Origin of the sequence: Thioclava indica, assembly GCF_000714545.1 — a bacterium.
Taxonomy (GTDB): Bacteria; Pseudomonadota; Alphaproteobacteria; order Rhodobacterales; family Rhodobacteraceae; genus Thioclava; species Thioclava indica.
On sequence record NZ_AUNB01000018.1, the window covers coordinates 84307 to 100932 of the forward strand.

17 protein-coding genes are annotated in these 16626 nt (G+C 60.9%); 4 read left to right on the top strand and 13 right to left on the bottom strand.

Features of this window, described 5'->3' with window-relative positions; translation table 11 throughout:
- Window positions 1-53: 53 nt before the first annotated feature.
- Complete coding sequence (gene phaC, locus DT23_RS06505; protein ID WP_038129597.1) at window positions 54-1847, bottom strand: class I poly(R)-hydroxyalkanoic acid synthase; 1794 nt, start codon at window positions 1845-1847, stop codon at window positions 54-56.
- A 117-nt stretch (window positions 1848-1964) separates the two neighbouring features.
- Between phaC and phaZ the strand changes: the two genes are divergently transcribed.
- Entirely contained in the window at window positions 1965-3281 is a 1317-nt protein-coding gene (phaZ, locus tag DT23_RS06510) for a polyhydroxyalkanoate depolymerase (protein WP_038129599.1), read from the top strand.
- 19 nt (window positions 3282-3300) lie between these two features.
- Here the strand turns inward: phaZ and DT23_RS06515 are convergent, their stop codons facing one another.
- The 6 genes from DT23_RS06515 to DT23_RS06540 all read right to left on the bottom strand — a co-directional run bounded on the left by DT23_RS06515 (window position 3301) and on the right by DT23_RS06540 (window position 8201).
- On the bottom strand, window positions 3301-4011 hold the full coding sequence (locus DT23_RS06515) for an alpha/beta fold hydrolase (protein WP_038129601.1): 711 nt from the start codon (window positions 4009-4011) through the stop codon (window positions 3301-3303).
- 96 nt (window positions 4012-4107) lie between these two features.
- The gene (locus DT23_RS06520) at window positions 4108-4854 is read right to left on the bottom strand and encodes an alpha/beta hydrolase (RefSeq protein ID WP_038129605.1); all 747 of its coding nucleotides are present in this window, start codon (window positions 4852-4854) and stop codon (window positions 4108-4110) included.
- Window positions 4855-4924: 70 nt separating this feature from the next.
- Window positions 4925-5491, bottom strand: a complete 567-nt coding sequence (locus DT23_RS06525; RefSeq protein ID WP_038129609.1) for a peroxidase-related enzyme — start codon at window positions 5489-5491, stop codon at window positions 4925-4927.
- 53 nt (window positions 5492-5544) lie between these two features.
- Window positions 5545-6351 carry an exodeoxyribonuclease III gene (gene xth / locus DT23_RS06530; RefSeq protein ID WP_038129611.1) on the bottom strand — a complete coding sequence of 269 codons (807 nt, stop codon included), beginning with the start codon at window positions 6349-6351 and terminating at the stop codon, window positions 5545-5547.
- Window positions 6352-6498: 147 nt separating this feature from the next.
- Window positions 6499-6921 carry an OsmC family protein gene (locus tag DT23_RS06535; protein ID WP_038129614.1) on the bottom strand — a complete coding sequence of 141 codons (423 nt, stop codon included), beginning with the start codon at window positions 6919-6921 and terminating at the stop codon, window positions 6499-6501.
- 68 nt (window positions 6922-6989) lie between these two features.
- Entirely contained in the window at window positions 6990-8201 is a 1212-nt protein-coding gene (locus DT23_RS06540; RefSeq protein ID WP_038129617.1) for a deoxyguanosinetriphosphate triphosphohydrolase, read from the bottom strand.
- A 92-nt stretch (window positions 8202-8293) separates the two neighbouring features.
- On the opposite strand from DT23_RS06540, the gene DT23_RS06545 reads away from it, so the two are divergent.
- The gene (locus DT23_RS06545; RefSeq protein ID WP_038129618.1) at window positions 8294-8623 is read left to right on the top strand and encodes a HesB/IscA family protein; all 330 of its coding nucleotides are present in this window, start codon (window positions 8294-8296) and stop codon (window positions 8621-8623) included.
- 62 nt (window positions 8624-8685) lie between these two features.
- On the opposite strand, the gene DT23_RS06550 is transcribed toward DT23_RS06545, so the two are convergent.
- The 6 genes from DT23_RS06550 to DT23_RS06575 form a co-directional block, all read right to left on the bottom strand.
- Window positions 8686-9420: a C40 family peptidase gene (locus tag DT23_RS06550; protein WP_038129621.1), complete on the bottom strand. Its 735-nt coding sequence runs from the start codon at window positions 9418-9420 to the stop codon at window positions 8686-8688.
- 122 nt (window positions 9421-9542) lie between these two features.
- Window positions 9543-10961 (bottom strand): dihydrolipoyl dehydrogenase, encoded by a 1419-nt coding sequence (locus DT23_RS06555; RefSeq protein WP_038129623.1) that lies wholly within the window; start codon window positions 10959-10961, stop codon window positions 9543-9545.
- Window positions 10962-10998: 37 nt separating this feature from the next.
- Entirely contained in the window at window positions 10999-11742 is a 744-nt protein-coding gene (locus DT23_RS06560; RefSeq protein WP_038129626.1) for a glycosyltransferase family 2 protein, read from the bottom strand.
- Window positions 11739-12314: a DedA family protein gene (locus DT23_RS06565; protein WP_038129628.1), complete on the bottom strand. Its 576-nt coding sequence runs from the start codon at window positions 12312-12314 to the stop codon at window positions 11739-11741. The genes DT23_RS06560 and DT23_RS06565 overlap by 4 nt, the downstream gene beginning before the upstream one ends.
- A 3-nt stretch (window positions 12315-12317) precedes the next feature.
- The gene (locus tag DT23_RS06570) at window positions 12318-13442 is read right to left on the bottom strand and encodes a ceramide glucosyltransferase (protein WP_038129631.1); all 1125 of its coding nucleotides are present in this window, start codon (window positions 13440-13442) and stop codon (window positions 12318-12320) included.
- The gene (locus DT23_RS06575) at window positions 13439-14263 is read right to left on the bottom strand and encodes a UDP-2,3-diacylglucosamine diphosphatase (protein ID WP_081846961.1); all 825 of its coding nucleotides are present in this window, start codon (window positions 14261-14263) and stop codon (window positions 13439-13441) included. Before DT23_RS06575 ends, DT23_RS06570 begins: the two co-directional genes overlap by 4 nt.
- Window positions 14264-14624: 361 nt before the next feature.
- Between DT23_RS06575 and uraH the strand changes: the two genes are divergently transcribed.
- The gene (uraH, locus tag DT23_RS06580; protein ID WP_038129954.1) at window positions 14625-14981 is read left to right on the top strand and encodes a hydroxyisourate hydrolase; all 357 of its coding nucleotides are present in this window, start codon (window positions 14625-14627) and stop codon (window positions 14979-14981) included.
- A gap of 104 nt (window positions 14982-15085) precedes the next feature.
- A complete protein-coding gene (locus tag DT23_RS06585; protein WP_081846962.1) occupies window positions 15086-16381 on the top strand; it encodes a urate hydroxylase PuuD in 1296 nt (431 codons plus the stop codon).
- The last annotated feature ends 245 nt before the right edge of the window (window positions 16382-16626 follow it).

Sequence of the window (16626 nt, forward strand, 5' to 3'; positions counted from 1 at the left end):
TTTCAAGAGGAACAATGCCGCGCCGCAGAAATTTACAATCTGAGAGCGAAACGTCAGATCTTCGCGACTTCTTTGACATAAGTGCCGGGCGCGGCGCAGAGAATTTTGTGATCGGGTCCGCCGGGAGCGCGCGCGGGTACCATCTTGCCAGATTTTTTCGCCAGCCACTCGCCCCAATGTGGCCACCAGGATCCGTCATGGAACTCGGCCTCGGCCTTCCATTGATTCGGGTCTGCGACAGGGGCAGCCGAGATGTAATGCCCGTATTTCTTTTTGCTCGGCGGGTTCACGATGCCCGCGATATGGCCTGATTCGGACAGGATGAACTGCTTGTCCTTCGATCCCATCTGCGCAACCCCGTTAAACGAGGCGATCCAAGGCGCGATATGATCGCTTTCGCACGCAACCGCCATCAGCGGCACGTTCACATCGCGCACGCTGACGGTTTCGCCCAGCACCTCAAAGCCTTCGCCAGCAAACTTGTCTTGTTGGCACAGCCCGCGCAGATATTGCACCGCCATCTTGCCCGGCAGGTTGGTGGAATCGCCATTCCAGAACAGCAGATCAAAGGCGGGCGGGGCCTCGCCCATCATGTAGCTGCGAATGGCAGGCTGATAGATCAGATCGCGCGACCGCAGAAAAGAGAACGTGCGCGACATGAAATACGAGGACAGCACGCCATCGGTCTCACATTGCTTTTCGATACCGTCCACGAAATCGTCCTGCAAGAAGACAGTGAACTCGCCCTGATCGGAGAAATCGGTGAGCGTGGTAAAGAAGGTCGCCGAGTTGATTGAGCGGTCCTTGCGCTTGTTCAGCAGCCCCAGCGTCAGGCTTAGCGTCGTGCCTGCGATGCAATAGCCAACCGCGTTGATTTTGGGCTCACCGGTCAGCGCTTTGACCTGATCAATCGCCTCAAGATAGCCCTCTTGCACATAGTCTTCGAGCCCGACATCGGCATAGGTTTGGTCTGGGTTTTTCCAGCTGACGATGAACAGCGTAAAGCCCTGATCGACGATCCAGCGGATCAGCGAATTTTGCGGTTTCAGGTCCATGATATAAAACCGGTTGATCCAGGGCGGGAAGATGATCAGCGGGGTTTTATGAACCTTTTCAGTGGTCGGCTTGTATTGGATCAGCTCAAACAGACGGTTGCGATAGACGACCGAGCCCTCAGCCGTGCCGATATTTTCGCCCACGACGAAGGCGTCTTTATCGGCTAGCGTCACCAGCAGATCGCCTTGGTTCGCCTCAAGATCGCGCACAAGGTTTTCCAGCCCTTTCACAAGGCTCTCGCCCTCGGTCTGCACGGCCTTTTCCAGCGCGTCGGGGTTGGTCGCGAGGAAATTGGTCGGCGACATCAGATCAATGATTTGACGCGAAAAGTAATTCAGGCGCTTGCGGTCGGTGTCATCAATCTCGTCAAGTTGATCAACCGCATCCTGCACCCCCTTAGAGGCGATCAGATATTGCTGCTTGATGAAGTTGAAATAGGGGTGGCTGTCCCAAAGCGGGTTCTTGAAACGCGGATCGGTCGGGCCGGGATCTTCGGGCGGGCTGAACGTGCCTTGGGCGAGCGACTCGCTCGCCTCAACGTAGTGTTTTAGGGCCTGCGACCAGTAATTTGTCTGCGCCTCAAAGATCTTGGAGGGCTTCTCCATCCACTCTTTCATCAACGCTGTCGTCGCGGAAAGCTGCAGATCGGGGCCGGGGCCTTCGAGGGCTGTATTGGGGGCGCGCTTATGTGACAAAGCGCCGACCATTCGCTCGGTCAGCGCCTCGATCCGTGCGATATTTTCCTGCATTTTCTGCGATGCAGCATTTTTTGACTCGTCCTCAGTTGTCATAGCGCCAATTCCTCCCTATCCTGAGGGTAGCATAATCTTGCCGTAGTCTTGGGGTAAAGCGGCGTTTGAGTCACACTGTGCGGGGTTTCGCCTGCACACCCCGGCCAAGGAGCCAAAATGAAGACGATCATGAGCTATGACCTGATGGAAACCGTCAGGAATACCAATGAATGGATGGGGGCTTCGGCGCGCGCCATGGCGTCCTATCCGATCTGGGGGCTGACGCCGCATCCGATGTTCAAAGTCATGTCGGCTTGGGGGCGGGTGACGGAACGCTCGTTTGCGCGCATGGTGATCAAGCCCGATTGGGGGATCGTTTCGATTGCCGCTGATGACGGTCGCGACCACCTTGTCGAGGTCGAGACGGTGATGGACAAGCCTTTCGGTTCGCTGATCCATTTCAACGTGCATGGCCGCGAGCCGATGGCACGCCGCGTTTTGCTGGTGGCACCGATGTCGGGCCATTACGCAACGCTGCTGCGCTCGACCGTGACCTCGCTGCTGCCCGACGCGGATGTCTGGATCACCGACTGGCACAATGCGCGCGACATTCCCGTCAGCGCAGGCAAGTTCGATATCGAGGATTACACGCTCTATCTGGTCGATTTCATGAAGGAACTCGGCCCCGATATCAACGTGATCGCTGTTTGTCAGCCCGCGCCGATTGCACTGGTCGCAACCGCCTATCTCGCCGAAGAGGAGCCCGCCGCACAGCCGCGCACCCTGACGCTGATCGGTGGTCCGATTGATCCCGATGCCGCCGCAACCGAGGTCACCGATTTCGGTCGTCGCGTCACGATGGGCCAGCTTGAGCAAATGGTGATCCAGCGCGTCGGCTTCAAATACAAGGGTGCGGGGCGTCTGGTTTATCCGGGCCTGATGCAGCTTGCCTCGTTCATTTCGATGAACATGGACAAGCACACGCAAGCCTTTCAGGAAAAAATCTGGAACGAAGCCTCGGGTGAGGCGACAGTGTTGGACAAACACTACCGTTTCTATGACGAATATCTTGCGGTGATGGATATGACGGCAGAGTTCTATCTTTCGACCGTGGACCGCATCTTCAAAGGTCTCGAGATTGCAGAAAACCGATTTGAAATCAACGGTAAGCGCGTCGATATCGGCAAGATCACCTCGGTTGCGGTGAAGACGGTCGAAGGCGAGAAAGACGATATTTCCGCGCCTGGTCAATGTGTGGCCGCGTTGGATCTGTGCACGGGTGTGCCGGACGCAATGAAGAACAACCACCTCGAACCAGATGCGGGCCATTATGGCATCTTTGCCGGGTCGCATTGGCGCAACAATATTCGCCCACTGGTGTTGGATTTCATCGACGAATACGCGGATGGCGGCGAACAAACGAGCCCCAAAGCCAAGGCGGCCACTGTCACGCCGATCCGCAAAAAACCGAAAGCGACCAAGGCCACCGCCTAAGTCGGAACAGGTTATATTTTCAAGCCAATAGCAGGGGCGCGTCGAGCCAATCGCGTAGCCCCTGCGTTATTTTCTCGGGCTGCTCCAGCGGGCTAAGGTGCCCTGCGCCCAAGATCAGGCGATATTCGGCATGCGGCATCAGCTCGGCCAGAAATTCGTGGCGGCGGGGCGGACAAATCTGGTCATATTCGCCACACATCAACAGCGCGCGCGTTCGGGTGGACCGAAGGGTGCGTTGAAAATCGGGCCGCCGCATCAAGGCGCGCGATTGTTCGATAAACGTGTCGGGGCCAAGGGCTGCGGCCATTTCCAGCATCAAAGCCTGCACATGCGGGCGGTTTTCTCCCGGTGCCAGCGTCTCGGGCGGGATTTCCTCTAGCATGACCTCATCCAGCCGTCCGGTGCGCGCGCGTACCATGCGCGGTTCACGCCTGCCCGCCATTTGCGGCGTTTCGGGCAGAGGAGAGATGTCGATCAAGGAGATCTGGCTGACCCGCTCGGGCGCGCGCCGCAACACGTCCATCGCCACGACCCCGCCCAGCCAATGCCCGACCAGCGCAAAGCGCGGCGGCGCTTCGGCCAGGACGCGCGCGGACATCTCCTCAATCGAGGCTCCGCGTAGGCGCGCAACGCTGACGCTGCGATCCGCTGACAGCTCTTGCAGTGGATGCCAGAACAGGCGCGCATCACACATCATTCCAGGCAGGAAGATCACGGGATCGTCTTGCATTGCTCTCACCTCGTTTGTCGGCGCTTGATCGCGCTCTTGCGCGGCGAGTGTGCCGCAAGGCGTAGGCGGAGGCAAACCGAAACAGCGTGATCGCGCCTATTGCTGCGCGTCGATCACCTCGGCCAGCGCGGTCTTGATCAGGGTCAGACATTCGGATGTCGAAAAGCGGTGATCGGCCCCTTTTACCAGCGTCAGGCGCATATCCGTCCCGTCGGCATGATCCAGCAGGCGCAGCGCTGTTTCGGTCGAGACGGCGCTATCGGCCGTGCCCTGCAAGAACCGCGTCGGGAAGGGCAGGGCGAGCGGGCTGCGCAGCACCAGCCGCGTGCGCCCCTCGTTGATCAACCGGCGCGTGATGACATAGGGATCGCCATAATCCGAAGGCACCTCGACCGAGCCTTGCGATTCCAGCTTGTGACGGGTTTCCTGATCGAAGCTGGCCCAATAGCCGTCTTCGGTGAAATCGGGCGCGGCGGCGATGGTCACGAGGCCAGCGATTTTCTCGGGATGCTCACGCGCCATCAAAAGCGAGATCCAGCCGCCCATCGACGATCCCACGAGGATCTGCGGCCCCTCGGTCAGTGCCATGATGACGTCGCGCGCATCCTCATACCAGTCGCCAATCGCGCCCTCGTCAAACGCCCCGCCCGACACGCCATGCCCGGAATAATCAAAGCGCAGGAATGCACGTCCTTGCGCGCGTGCCCAGTTTTCCAGTGCAAGCGCCTTAGTGCCCTCCATGTCCGATTTGAACCCGCCCAGAAACACCACGCCGGGGCCTGTGCCGGGCGTGAGATTGTAGGCGATGCGGCGGGCTTCTGGCGTGTCGAGATACTCGGTCATGGGGCGTCCTTTTTGGCTTCCCGCTCAACCTAACCGCGCCGCGCGCAAGGCTCAACGGGGCAGGGCGACCTTAGCGCGCCATTGCGTAAAACTCGGGGTTGGGCGGGATCGAAGCCATGTTCACCAGCCGGTTGGATAGCCCGAAGAAGCTGGAGATTGCGCCGATATCCCAGATGTCGTCATCGCTGAAACCGTGCGCGTGCAGCACCGCGTAATCTTCCGCCTCGACCTCTTGCGCGCGCTGCGACACTTTCATCGCGAAATCGAGCATCGCGCGCTGGCGTGGCGTAATCGACGCCTTGCGATAATTCACCGCGACCTGATCGGCAATCAGCGGGTCTTTCGCCCGAATCCGCAGGATCGCGCCATGGGCGATCACGCAATACTGACATTCATTGGCCGCCGAAGTCGCCACCACGATCATCTCGCGCTCGGCAATGCTCAGGTTGCCGGGACGCTCCATCAGCGCGTCGTGATAGGCAAAAAACGCGCGAAATTCGTCGGGGCGATGGGCCAGCGCGAGAAAGATATTGGGAATGAAGCCCGCCTTCTCTTGCACGGCCTCAAGGCGGGTGCGGATATCCTCGGGCATTTCTGAAAGTGCCGGCACCGGATGGCGGCTGAGTTGGTCTTGCATGATGGTCCTCCTTGCACGAAATCTTGCAGGTGAAGCCTGGGATATGCAAGGGGTCAGGCCGCCAGTTCGACCCAGACCGGCACATGATCAGAGGGCTTGTCGCGGCCGCGAATTTCCTTGTCGATCCCCACCGCTTGCATCAGATCGGCGGCTTGGGGCGACAGCAGCAAATGATCGATGCGGATGCCGTTATTGCGCGGCCAAGCGCCCGCCTGATAGTCCCAGAACGAATATTGGCCGGGCTCGGCATCGCGGGCGCGAAACGCCTCGGTAAAGCCCATGTTCAAAAGCCGGCGAAAGGCGGCGCGGCTTTCGGGCAGCGCCAGCGCATCCTTGCGCCAGGCCTCGGGCTTGGCGGCATCCTCATCTTGGGGGATGATGTTGTAATCGCCCGCCATCAGGAACGGCTCTTCGAGCGCCAGCAATTCGGTCGCGCGGGCCTGCATCCGCGCCATCCAATCCAGCTTATAGCCGTATTTCCCCTCATGGATCGGCGCGCCCGTGTCGTCAAATTCCACCGGATTGCCATTGGGCAGATACAGCCCGCACAGACGCACCGCACGCTCGCCCACAACGGTCGCTTCGATCCAGCGGGCTTGCTCGTCACCGTCGTCGCCGGGCAATCCGCGCGTGATATCCTCAAGCGGCAGCTTAGAGAGGATCGCAACGCCGTTGAAACTTTTCTGACCATGGGTTTCGACTTGATAGCCCAGATCCTCGAACAGCTCGCGCGGGAAGGCCTCATCGACGGATTTGATCTCTTGCAGCAAGGCCACATCGGGTTGCGCCTCGCGTAGCCAGTCGATCAGCGCGGGATGGCGCGCTTTAATGCCGTTGATATTGAAGGTGGCGATTTTCATGGGGGCCTCCGGTGTGCTCGGGCGCAGGTGTAGCGTCAGGCGGGGGGGCGGCACAAGCGCCGCCGTCGCGCACGTCTGGGTGAGCGGCCCGTGCCACAGCAAAAAGGCGCCCACGAAGGGACGCCTTTGGCTTGGATATCGAACGGTTCAAGCGATCGTCAGATCCAGCGTGATGTCGCAGTTCAGAACCTTGGAAATCGGGCAGCCTGTCTTGGCGCCCTCCGCCGCTTTACGGATCGCCGCCTCATCGCCTTTGCCCTGCACGGTGGTGGTGAGCGCGGATTTCTTGACCGCAAACCCGTCACCTTCTTCGTCCAGCGACACGACGGCCTTGGTGTCAATCACCACATCGCTGACGCCTGCTTTCTCAAGCTCCAGCGACAGCGCCATCGAAAAGCACGCCGCATGGGCCGCGCCGATCAGCTCTTCGGGGTTAGAGCCGGGCTTGTCCTCAAAACGGGTGTTGAAGCCATAGGGCTGGGCATCCAGCGCGCCGCTTTGCGTCGAGATCGTGCCCTTGCCCTCTTTGATCGGGCCTTCCCAATGCGCGGTTGCATGTTTGTTGATCATGGTGGTCCCTCCTGTTTGTCGCGTTGCACTCGCTCAGCTAACGAGTGGCGCGGCCAGAGGTTCCCGATTTAGGGCGCGCGCCCGACCAAACGTTCATATTCCTGAATGGCGAAACGGTCGGTCATGCCTGCGACGTAATCCAGAACGACCCGCGCCAGCGCCTGTTTTGACTCGGGGCGGGTGCAATCGCCACCCGCTTGGCGGGCCAGCGCGACCTCTTCCAGCCATTCCTCGGGCAGCAATTCGGGGCGCTCCATGAACAGCGGAAACAGCGCATCAATCATCGCGGTCACACGTCTGCGCTCGACCACGACGGTGGGCGCGCGATACATACGCTCGAACAAAAAGCCCTTGATCGCCTTGAGGTTTTGATAAAGCGGCTTGGAAAACCGGATGATCGGCCCGTCCATATGACGGATGTCATCGGCACTTTCCGGCCCCAACGAAGTCAGCCGATTTTGCGCCACCGCGATCACATCTTCAACCATGACACCAAAGACGCGGCGCAGGGCCTCGTGCTGGCGACGCGTGCGATCCAGATCGGGATAAAGCGCGTCGACCTGCGCGAAACACTCGCCAATCACCGGCAGGCCGCACAGATCATCTTCGTCAAACAGGCCCGCGCGCAAGCCGTCATGCAGATCGTGGTGATTATAGGCGACGTCATCGGCGACAGCTGCTACCTGCGCCTCGGCGCTGGCATTGGTTTCCAGCTCCAGATCCCACTCTGCGTCCACCTCGGCCAACGCATAAGGCAGATCGGCGCGCGAGGGGTAGGAATGCGAGCCCCCAGTGTCGGAAATCGCCGGCCCGTTATGCTTGGCGATCCCTTCCAGCGTCTCCCATGTCAGGTTCAGCCCGTCGAAATCGGCGTAGTGCTTTTCCAGCTTGGTCACGATGCGCAAGGCTTGGGCGTTGTGATCGAACCCGCCGTAAGGGGCCATCAGCTCGGCCAAGGCATCCTCGCCCGTATGACCGAACGGCGGATGGCCCAGATCATGCGCCAGCGCCACCGCCTCGGCCAGATCGGTGTTCAGCCCCAACACCCCCGCAATCGTGCGCGCGACCTGCGCCACCTCAATCGTGTGGGTCAGACGGGTGCGGTAATAATCGCCCTCATGCTCGACAAAGACCTGCGTCTTGTGCTTGAGGCGACGAAACGCCGAGGAATGGATGATCCGGTCGCGATCGCGCTGAAACGGCGAGCGGAACGTGGAAATCTTTTCCGGGTGAAGACGCCCGCGGGAATCCTCGGGCTGGCAAGCATAGGGTTTAAGCACAGCGATCCTCGTCTTGTCGCGTGGCGGTTGTCCCCCTATATCTCGGATAGCACCGAAATACAGGCCCCAGCGGCCAAGCCGGAGGTTATCCGATGCAACTGCCCCCCAAAGTCACCCAGCGCGCCTTTGACCGACTGGCTGAAATAAACGCGGATCGCAGCGCGCCCCAAGCCCTGCGCGTGGCGGTTGAGGGCGGGGGCTGCTCGGGCTTTCAATATGACATCAAGCTCGAGGAAACCCCGGCAAGCGATGACATCGTGCTGGAAGGGGCGGGGCAGAAAGTGCTGATCGACCCGGTCTCGCTGCCCTTCCTCGAAAACGCCGTGATCGATTTCACTGATGAGCTGATCGGCGCGCGCTTCGTGGTGGAAAATCCCAACGCCACCAGTTCCTGCGGCTGTGGAATCTCGTTCTCAATGTAAGCCGCGCCCTTTCATCTAGCCCTAAATACTCCCGCCGGAGGCGCCCTTGCGCGTGCCCCCCTTCATAACGCTGGCGCGGTTTCATCCCAATCCAGCGCACGATAATCAAACGCGCCTTCAAGCGTTGGTTTGACCACCTTGAAATAGGGCGAGAGGTCAAATTCGCGCGGCGTGAACAGCGAATAATGCCGGATGTGCAGGATCTCGCGCGCGGCCTTTTCGCTGCCCACCATCTCGATATCAGGTAGGATCGGATAGTGGATCGCATGAAACGCCTCGGCAATCAGGGTCGAGCAAATCGCGCGCGTCGGATCTCCTGATCCCAGCGCCAGAAGGCGGCGGCGAAACCGGTGCGGCACCGGCGGGTGGGGTAGCAGATAGCGCGCCAGATCCACCACGTTCTTAAGGTCATAGCGCCGCCCCACCGCGCGCTGCATGTAATCAATCAGGGCCTCGGTCTGGTCATGAGGCAGCCCGATCGGGCGACAGATGCGGGTGTTGAGATGGGCGTATTCGGCCAGCCCGGTGATCTGCACGCCATGTTCGAGATCGGCCTCGATCAACTCGCCCCCCGCTGGCCCGCCGGTGTAAAATGCGGCATGCGACCACGTCGAATGGGTGAGATATTTGATCGCCGCCGAGATCCGCCGGTCCCCCTCGACCAGCAGCACATCTCCGGGGCGCAGGCTTTCGCGTAACGTGGGCGTCGGGACAGCCGCGAAGGTTTGGTAAAACCGCGTGCGCCCCTGTAAGAACCGCGCAATCTTGCGCCCCATGACTTCGTTGAGACGGTTCATTCTGGCGTCCTCCTGCGCCAATCATGACTCACAGGTAGGGCGCAGATGAAAGGGCACCAGAGCGCCAAGCGCCCGCGCCGCATAAATTGAACCGATGTGTTGGGCGCGCGAAGGGTCGCGGTTTAATCCAGCGCCTCATGCCCGCAGGCGGGACAGTCGGCCAGATCAGAGCGCACCGATTGCGGCAATTCCTGCATGATCTGGCGCAGCGCGCTGCGTAGCCCTTCCTCAAACACCGGATGGTAAAACGGCATCCCGAGCAGGTCATGCACGTCCATCTCCTTGTGCAGCGCCAAGGCCAGAAGATGGGCCAGATGCTCGCCATCGGGCAGCGCGAGTTCGGCCCCCAGCAGTTTGCCGCTATCCTTGGCGGCATAGATGCGGATCATGCCATGCGCTTTCTCGGCCATCCGCGCGCGCGACTGGCGGGCGAAATCCTGCGCGCCGATCAGGATAGCTTCGCCTTGCAACTCTTTGAAACCTTTGCCGATCCGCGCGGTGTTGGGGGCGCAAAACGTGATCGCAAGCGGCACGCGGCGGTGATAGGCATGGACGGATTTCGCCAGCGCATTGCGCCCCGCGATATGGCCCTCGTCGGCGGCTTCGTGCAGCAACGCCCGGTCGCCATTCGCATCGCCCGCCAGAAACACCGGCAGATCGCCGATTTGCAGCGTATGGTGGTCGACCTTGGGCATGCCGCGCTCGCTGAGGTCCACGCCCAGCGTCTCAAGCCCAAGCCCCTCGATATTGGGCCTGCGCCCCATCGCGGCCAGAACGGCATCGGCCTCAAACTGCCCGCCCGCGCCCGAAACCGTCAGGGTGGTTCCATTGTCTTCGATCTCGGCAGGCGCGCCCAAATAAAGCGCCAGATCTTGACTGACGCTTTCGCGCAAGGATGCCGCCACCTCAGGATCGCTGACTCCGGCCAGTGTTTCAAGCGCGTCAAACCCCGCCACCTCGACGCCCAGACGCGCCATCGCCTGCGCCAGTTCCACCCCGATTGCGCCCATGCCGATCACCGCGATGCGCTTGGGCAGATCGGGCAGTTCAAACAGCGTGTCGGTGCTCAGGATGCGGTTGCCGAATTTTTCCCAAGGCTTGGGCAGGATCGGTGACGATCCGGTCGCCAGAATGATCGCATCGGCCGTGACCTCGCCCACGCCTTCGATCTGCACGCGGTTCGGGGCCAGCAGTTGCGCGCGCGCTGAGATCGCGCGCTTGCCCAGCTTCTCGGGCACTTCGCGGGGCGATTTCACGAACCCGTCGCGCAGGGCACGCATCCGCGCCATAATCGTGGGAATGTCGGCGCGCAGGTCGCCGCCGCCGCTGATTCCGAACTCTGCGAAATCCTTGCGGCGGTGAAAGGCGTTTGCGGCCTCGATCAGCGCCTTGGAGGGCATGCAGCCGCGCGCCGCACAGGTCGTGCCCCAATCGCCTGCATTCACAATCAGGAAATCGTCGGTTTCGCGGCGCACCTCGCGCAAAGCCGAAAGCCCTGCCGATCCCGAGCCGATGATGATGACGCGTTTATGTTGGGCCATGGTGCCTCCGGTTTGGCGAGTTGCGAGATCTAACCCTTTAGCGTGGGTTTCGTTCCGCTTGGGTTTGCGCGTGAGGTTGGATGCGAGTGGACACCCGCAGCCCGCGCATCGTCAATACCTGGCGCAGCGATTGCGCAGGCGTGATGGTGCGAAAGATATCGCGCATCATCTTGGCATCCGCCGCCAGACCTTTGCGCCAAGTGCCAAGCTTGGCGTATTTCATCGGGCTGTCGACACCGGGCCACGCCACGACGGCAATGCGCGCAGATTGTGCGATCCAAAGCCGGTTCATAAATACCTCAAGCCCGAAACGGGGCAGGGCGTGCAATTGATCAAGCCGCTCGGCCAGCAGATCGCGCGCCAGCACCCGCTCGCCCGAGATGTAATCGAGCCCGATCATCCGCCAAAGCCGCGGGGCGTTGCGGCGCAGGCTGATCGAGACATCCGCCGCGCCCGACGCTACAGGGGCAATCAACGCGCCAAGATCGCCCGTACCCAGCCCCAAAAGATCGCTATCAAGCAACATTACATGGCTACCCGTGCTGGCCGCGATCCCTGCCGCGACCGCTGCTGTTTTGCCGCCATTCTGGCTTTGGCGGATCACGTGCAGATGGGGATGCGCGCGCTGATAACTTTCGGCGATCTGCGCAGTGTCATCGCTTGATCCGTCATCCACCACGATCACTTGGAAGATTTGGCGATGCGCGAGCACAGTTTGCAGCACGGCGGCAATCCGGGGGGCCTCGTTATAAGCGGGGATGATGCAGCTGATTTGCGTCATGCGGGGTGCTTCTTTCGTCTGAAATACCAGATCACGCCGCCCAGAACGATCAGCCCCAGCGCGATCAGCGAGGCGCGCGCGATCCAATTGTCGATACTGCCGTAATAGGCGCCAAGCTGGTAGCCCAAGGCAACAAACAGCAGCGATTTCGGGATCGTCGCGATCAGGTTCGTGCCCGCGAATACCCAGAAATTCATCCGCGCGACGCCTGCCGCCACCAACACCGGAGCGCCCGCCGAATGGGTCCATTTGCCAAACAGCAGCGTGCGCACGCCCTTGTCGCGAAAATGACGCCCGTTGCGCAAAAGCCGCTCGCGGTTCAGCCCCAGCTTGTTTCGCCAGCGCGCGGGCAGGCGATGCAGCCCCCATCGCCCCAGCGCATACAGCCCGATATCGCCCACCAGATCAGCGAGGATAACGACGACCGTCACGCTCCAGACGGAAAACAGATGTTGGCTGGCCAGCCACGCGGCGATCACCGTCACGATCGGCCCTTCCAGCACCGCAATCGGGGCAACCACCGCAAGCCCGTGCTTGGCCATCAGCACGGTAATCGTCTCAAGCCCGATCATGCGTCAGGGACCAGTGGTGACTTCGGTATGGGACATCTCATTGCCGCGCCATGTAAATTGCCGATCTTTCCAAGTCATCAACCAGAGTGCAGGCAGCATCGCGTCGCGGATCATCCAGGCCGCCAGATCGCGCCAGCCCGCCGACCAGCCCGCAACCCGCGCCAGCACCCATTCCACGCCATACCACAGCACAAACAGAACCGGCAGGGACAATACAGGCAAGACATCCATCGCGACCAGTGTGATCGCGGCGGCAAAGGGCAGGGCGGGGCCTTGCGCGATCTCGGCGGCAAAGATCGCGATAAACCCGTCGCGGCGCACTTTTGACCAGCGCAATTGGCGCTCCCAGACGGCGCGGGGCTGGCGCGAGCCGATGGGTTGGGCAAACAGATGGCGGGTCAAGCGCACATGCAGCCCCTGATCGCGCACCAGTTTGGTGGCGGCGACGTCTTCGGCCATATTGCGCCCGAGGGCCGCAAACCCGCCCCCTTTCATCAAGATGTCGCGGTTCCAGAACAAGGACTTGCCCTGCGCAAAGCCAAAGCCCAGATCATCGGCTGCCAACTGCCAGCGCGCCTGATTGGTGTTGAGAAAACCCGCTTCAACCGCGCCCCAAAGATTGCTGGCACGCTGACCCACCGGAGGGCCTGAAACCAGCCCGGTACCGGGGCGCCATTCCGCCAGCAATTGTTGCAGATAATCGGGCGGGAGCAGCAAATTGCTATCGGCCATCGCCAGCCATTGCGCATCCGTCGCCGCCAGACCTTTGTGCAGATTGTTGAGCTTGGGATTGCCCGAGACGGCATCCAGACCGGTCAGAAGCCGGGCGTTGACCAGCGGGTGGCGCGCCATCAGATCGCGCACCAAATCGCAGGCCGGATCGGAAGCCGAGGGGGCGCAAAAGATCACCTCGAAATCGGGATAATCAAGGATGAAGGACGAGCCCAGCGTTTCATCATCAAACGGATCCACCCCGCAAACCGGGCGCAGCAGCGCGATCTTGGGCAGCGCGGTGGGAACGGGGCGGGGCGCGCGCAGGCTGCGCCGCGCGACCATCGCAGAGGTCGCCAGATGGATCGCAAAGGTCAGACCCAGAAAGGCGATGAGAATGATCGCGAGAACGCTCATGCGCGCACCCGCGCCAGCGTGGCGTCCTGTGTCAGCGGCGCAGCCTGATGTTGGACCTGACGCGCAGCGCGCCATTCCAGCAATTGCAGCGCGCCCGAGTGATCCTCGGTCAAAGCCGTCAGGCTATCGACCCAATCGCCGCAATTGGCATAGGTCAGCCCGTCCAGATCACGCAGCGCAGGCTTGTGGGAGTGACCGCAGATGATGCCATCCGCCTCTGTCTCACGGGCCAAAGCGGTGAGGCGACGCTCATGGCCCTCACCGCGTGACAGCAGCGAATTCACGCCCGAAATCGCCAGTTCGATCACGCTATGCTCGGTTTCGGAACGCCCCATGCGGCGGCGCAGCCACGCATCAAGCCCGCGAAACAGGCCGTCCATTCGGCTGCCAAACCGCGTCATCGCGTGCCAGCGCAAGATCCGCCCGTCGCATTGATCGCCGTGGATCACCAGATAGCGCTGCCCGTCTGCGCCGTAATGCACCACCCGCTCGGCCAGCTCAAAATTGAGAAAACTCATCCCCGGCCCACGCATTGAGGCATCGTGGTTGCCCGGCAGATACACCACCCGCGTGCCTTGTGCCGCGCGCCGCTCCAGCTCGTTGAGGATCTCCGTTTGCGCGTTTGTCCACTGCACTTTGCCGCCATGCCACAGGTCCAGAATATCGCCCACCAGATAGATCGTCTCTGCCTCGCTGGCGCGCAGAAATTCAAGGATCGGACCGGGCCGGCAGCCCCGCGCGCCAAGGTGAAAATCCGACAGGAATAGCGTGCGATACTGCGTGCGGCGGACGGGTTTGGCAGGACGGGCGGAAACGGTCATCGGGCGGCTCCGGATTGGAAAAAGGGGCTCGGAAATCTGACCCGCCCGCTAGAATTGCGCACTCGTGCGTAGGCTTGAGGGACGCGACACCGGTGCGACGCGCCGGTTTCGGGCGGGGACGGGGTGGCTGCTGAGGAGAACAAAGGGGACATGGCTCTCTCAATCATACTCGCATCGCCCGAATGACGTCTGAGCATGACGTGAAGGAGACGCTTTTATTAAACTGTTATGACACCTAGGAACCGCTTCCGCGCGATCAAGCGCGCGAAAACGCAACTTCCGGTGAGCATTCTGTAACTTGTCATCGCGCCATCGTGCGGGACATAGTGAGGGCGGTTTTCAAGAAGGGATGCACACAACGATGGCGGGATATCTGACGACACATGTTTTGGATACGGCGCGCGGCTGTCCGGCGGCGGGTTTGTGCATTGAACTTTTTCGCCTGTCGGGGGATCGGCGCGAGGCGGTCGCGCAGATGGTGAGCAATGTAGACGGGCGCACCGACAGCCCGATCCTGCCCTCCGAGACTTTCGCCACTGGCAGTTACGAGCTGGTCTTTCACGCAGGCGACTATCTGCGCGCGAGCGGTCAGGCGGTCGAAGATCCGCTATTCCTCGATCAAGTGCCGATCCGCTTTGGCATGGCCGATCCGCAGGCGCATTACCACGTGCCTTTGCTGCTGTCGCCTTACGGCTATTCGACCTATCGCGGCAGCTAGGCGCGCCAAAGATTTGAGCAGATGGACAATTTTTGCCCATTTGCGCGCCGGCTTGGCTTGCGCTTGCGCCGAGCTTGGGAAACTCTGGCGCAAATGAGAGGCGGATGATGGACTACACTTTCTGGATGGAATGGGTGCAATTTGCGGTGCGCTGGCTGCATGTGATCACGGCGATCGCGTGGATCGGCTCGTCGTTTTACTTTATCGCGCTCGATCTGGGGCTGACGCCCGAATCCGGCGCGCCCAAAGGCGTGACCGGGGCCGCGTGGCAGGTGCATGGCGGCGGGTTTTACCACATCCAGAAATACATGGTCGCGCCCGAGCAGATGCCAAGCCGGCTGACATGGTTCAAATGGGAAAGCTACGCCACATGGCTGTCAGGATTTGCGATGCTGATTCTGCTGTACTGGATGCAGGCGCAGTTTTTCCTGATTGATCCGCGCGTGATGGACCTGAGCGTCTGGCAAGCGGTGGCGATCTCGGCGGGCTCTCTGCTGTTTGGCTGGATCGCGTATGATCTGATCTGCAAGTCGCGCTTTGGCGAGGATAATACCCGCCTGATGCTGGGGCTTTACGTGATTTTGGTGGCGATGGCTTGGGGCTACACGCAGGTGTTTTCGGGCCGTGCCGCCTTGCTGCATCTGGGTGCATTCACCGCCACGATCATGACTGCGAATGTGTTTTTGATCATCATGCCGAACCAGCGTATCGTGGTGGCCGACCTTAAGGCGGGGCGCGCGCCCGATCCGAAATACGGCAAGATCGCCAAGCAGCGCTCGACCCATAACAACTACCTCACCCTGCCGGTGATCTTTCTGATGCTTTCGAACCACTACCCGCTGGCATTTGCGAGCCAATACAACTGGTTGATCGCCTCGCTGATTTTTTTGATGGGGGTGACGATCCGCCATTTCTTCAACACGCATCACGCCCATAAGGGCAGCCCGTGGTGGACGTGGGGCGTGACGGCGGTGATCTTTGGGCTGATCATCTGGCTGTCAGCAATCCCCAAGCCGGACATGGGCAGCGACGATGATGGTATGGCGATGCTGACCCCGGCCGAGGCGCGCTTTGCCGCAGCGCCGGGCTTTGAGGATGTCAGCGATATCGTGATGGGGCGCTGTTCGATGTGTCACGCCTCCGAGCCGGGCTTTGACGGTATCGGGCGCGCGCCGAAGGGCATTCATCTTGAAACCCCGCGCGAAGTGGCTGCGGCCGCGCGCGAGATTTATCTGCAAGCCGGGCTGAGCGACGCGATGCCCCCCGGCAATCTGAGTTTCATGGAGCCACAGGAACGCGCCGCGATCCGCAAATGGTATCGTGCAGGGGAGGGCCATGTGCAGGCGGCGCAGGCAGATCAGGCAAGCACCGCCGCCCAAGTGCTGCCCAGCGATTCGTAACGGCAGGCAGGTTTGCGCAAATTTTCCGCCTGCGCGCCAAGGTCAGAAATCGCCCCGTGCATAGGATCACCCCGCGTTAACTGTGCCCCTGCAATCCCTTATGCATCACAGGCGTTAGCAATAGATTAACCCCGCCATGCGAAAACGAATGCTTGCGCGCCCTTGCAGCGCTTTGCCCGCGTCACTAAGACTTCTGTAAAGAACTGAGGCTATGGAATTTGCAAAGACACCTAGGAAGGGCATCT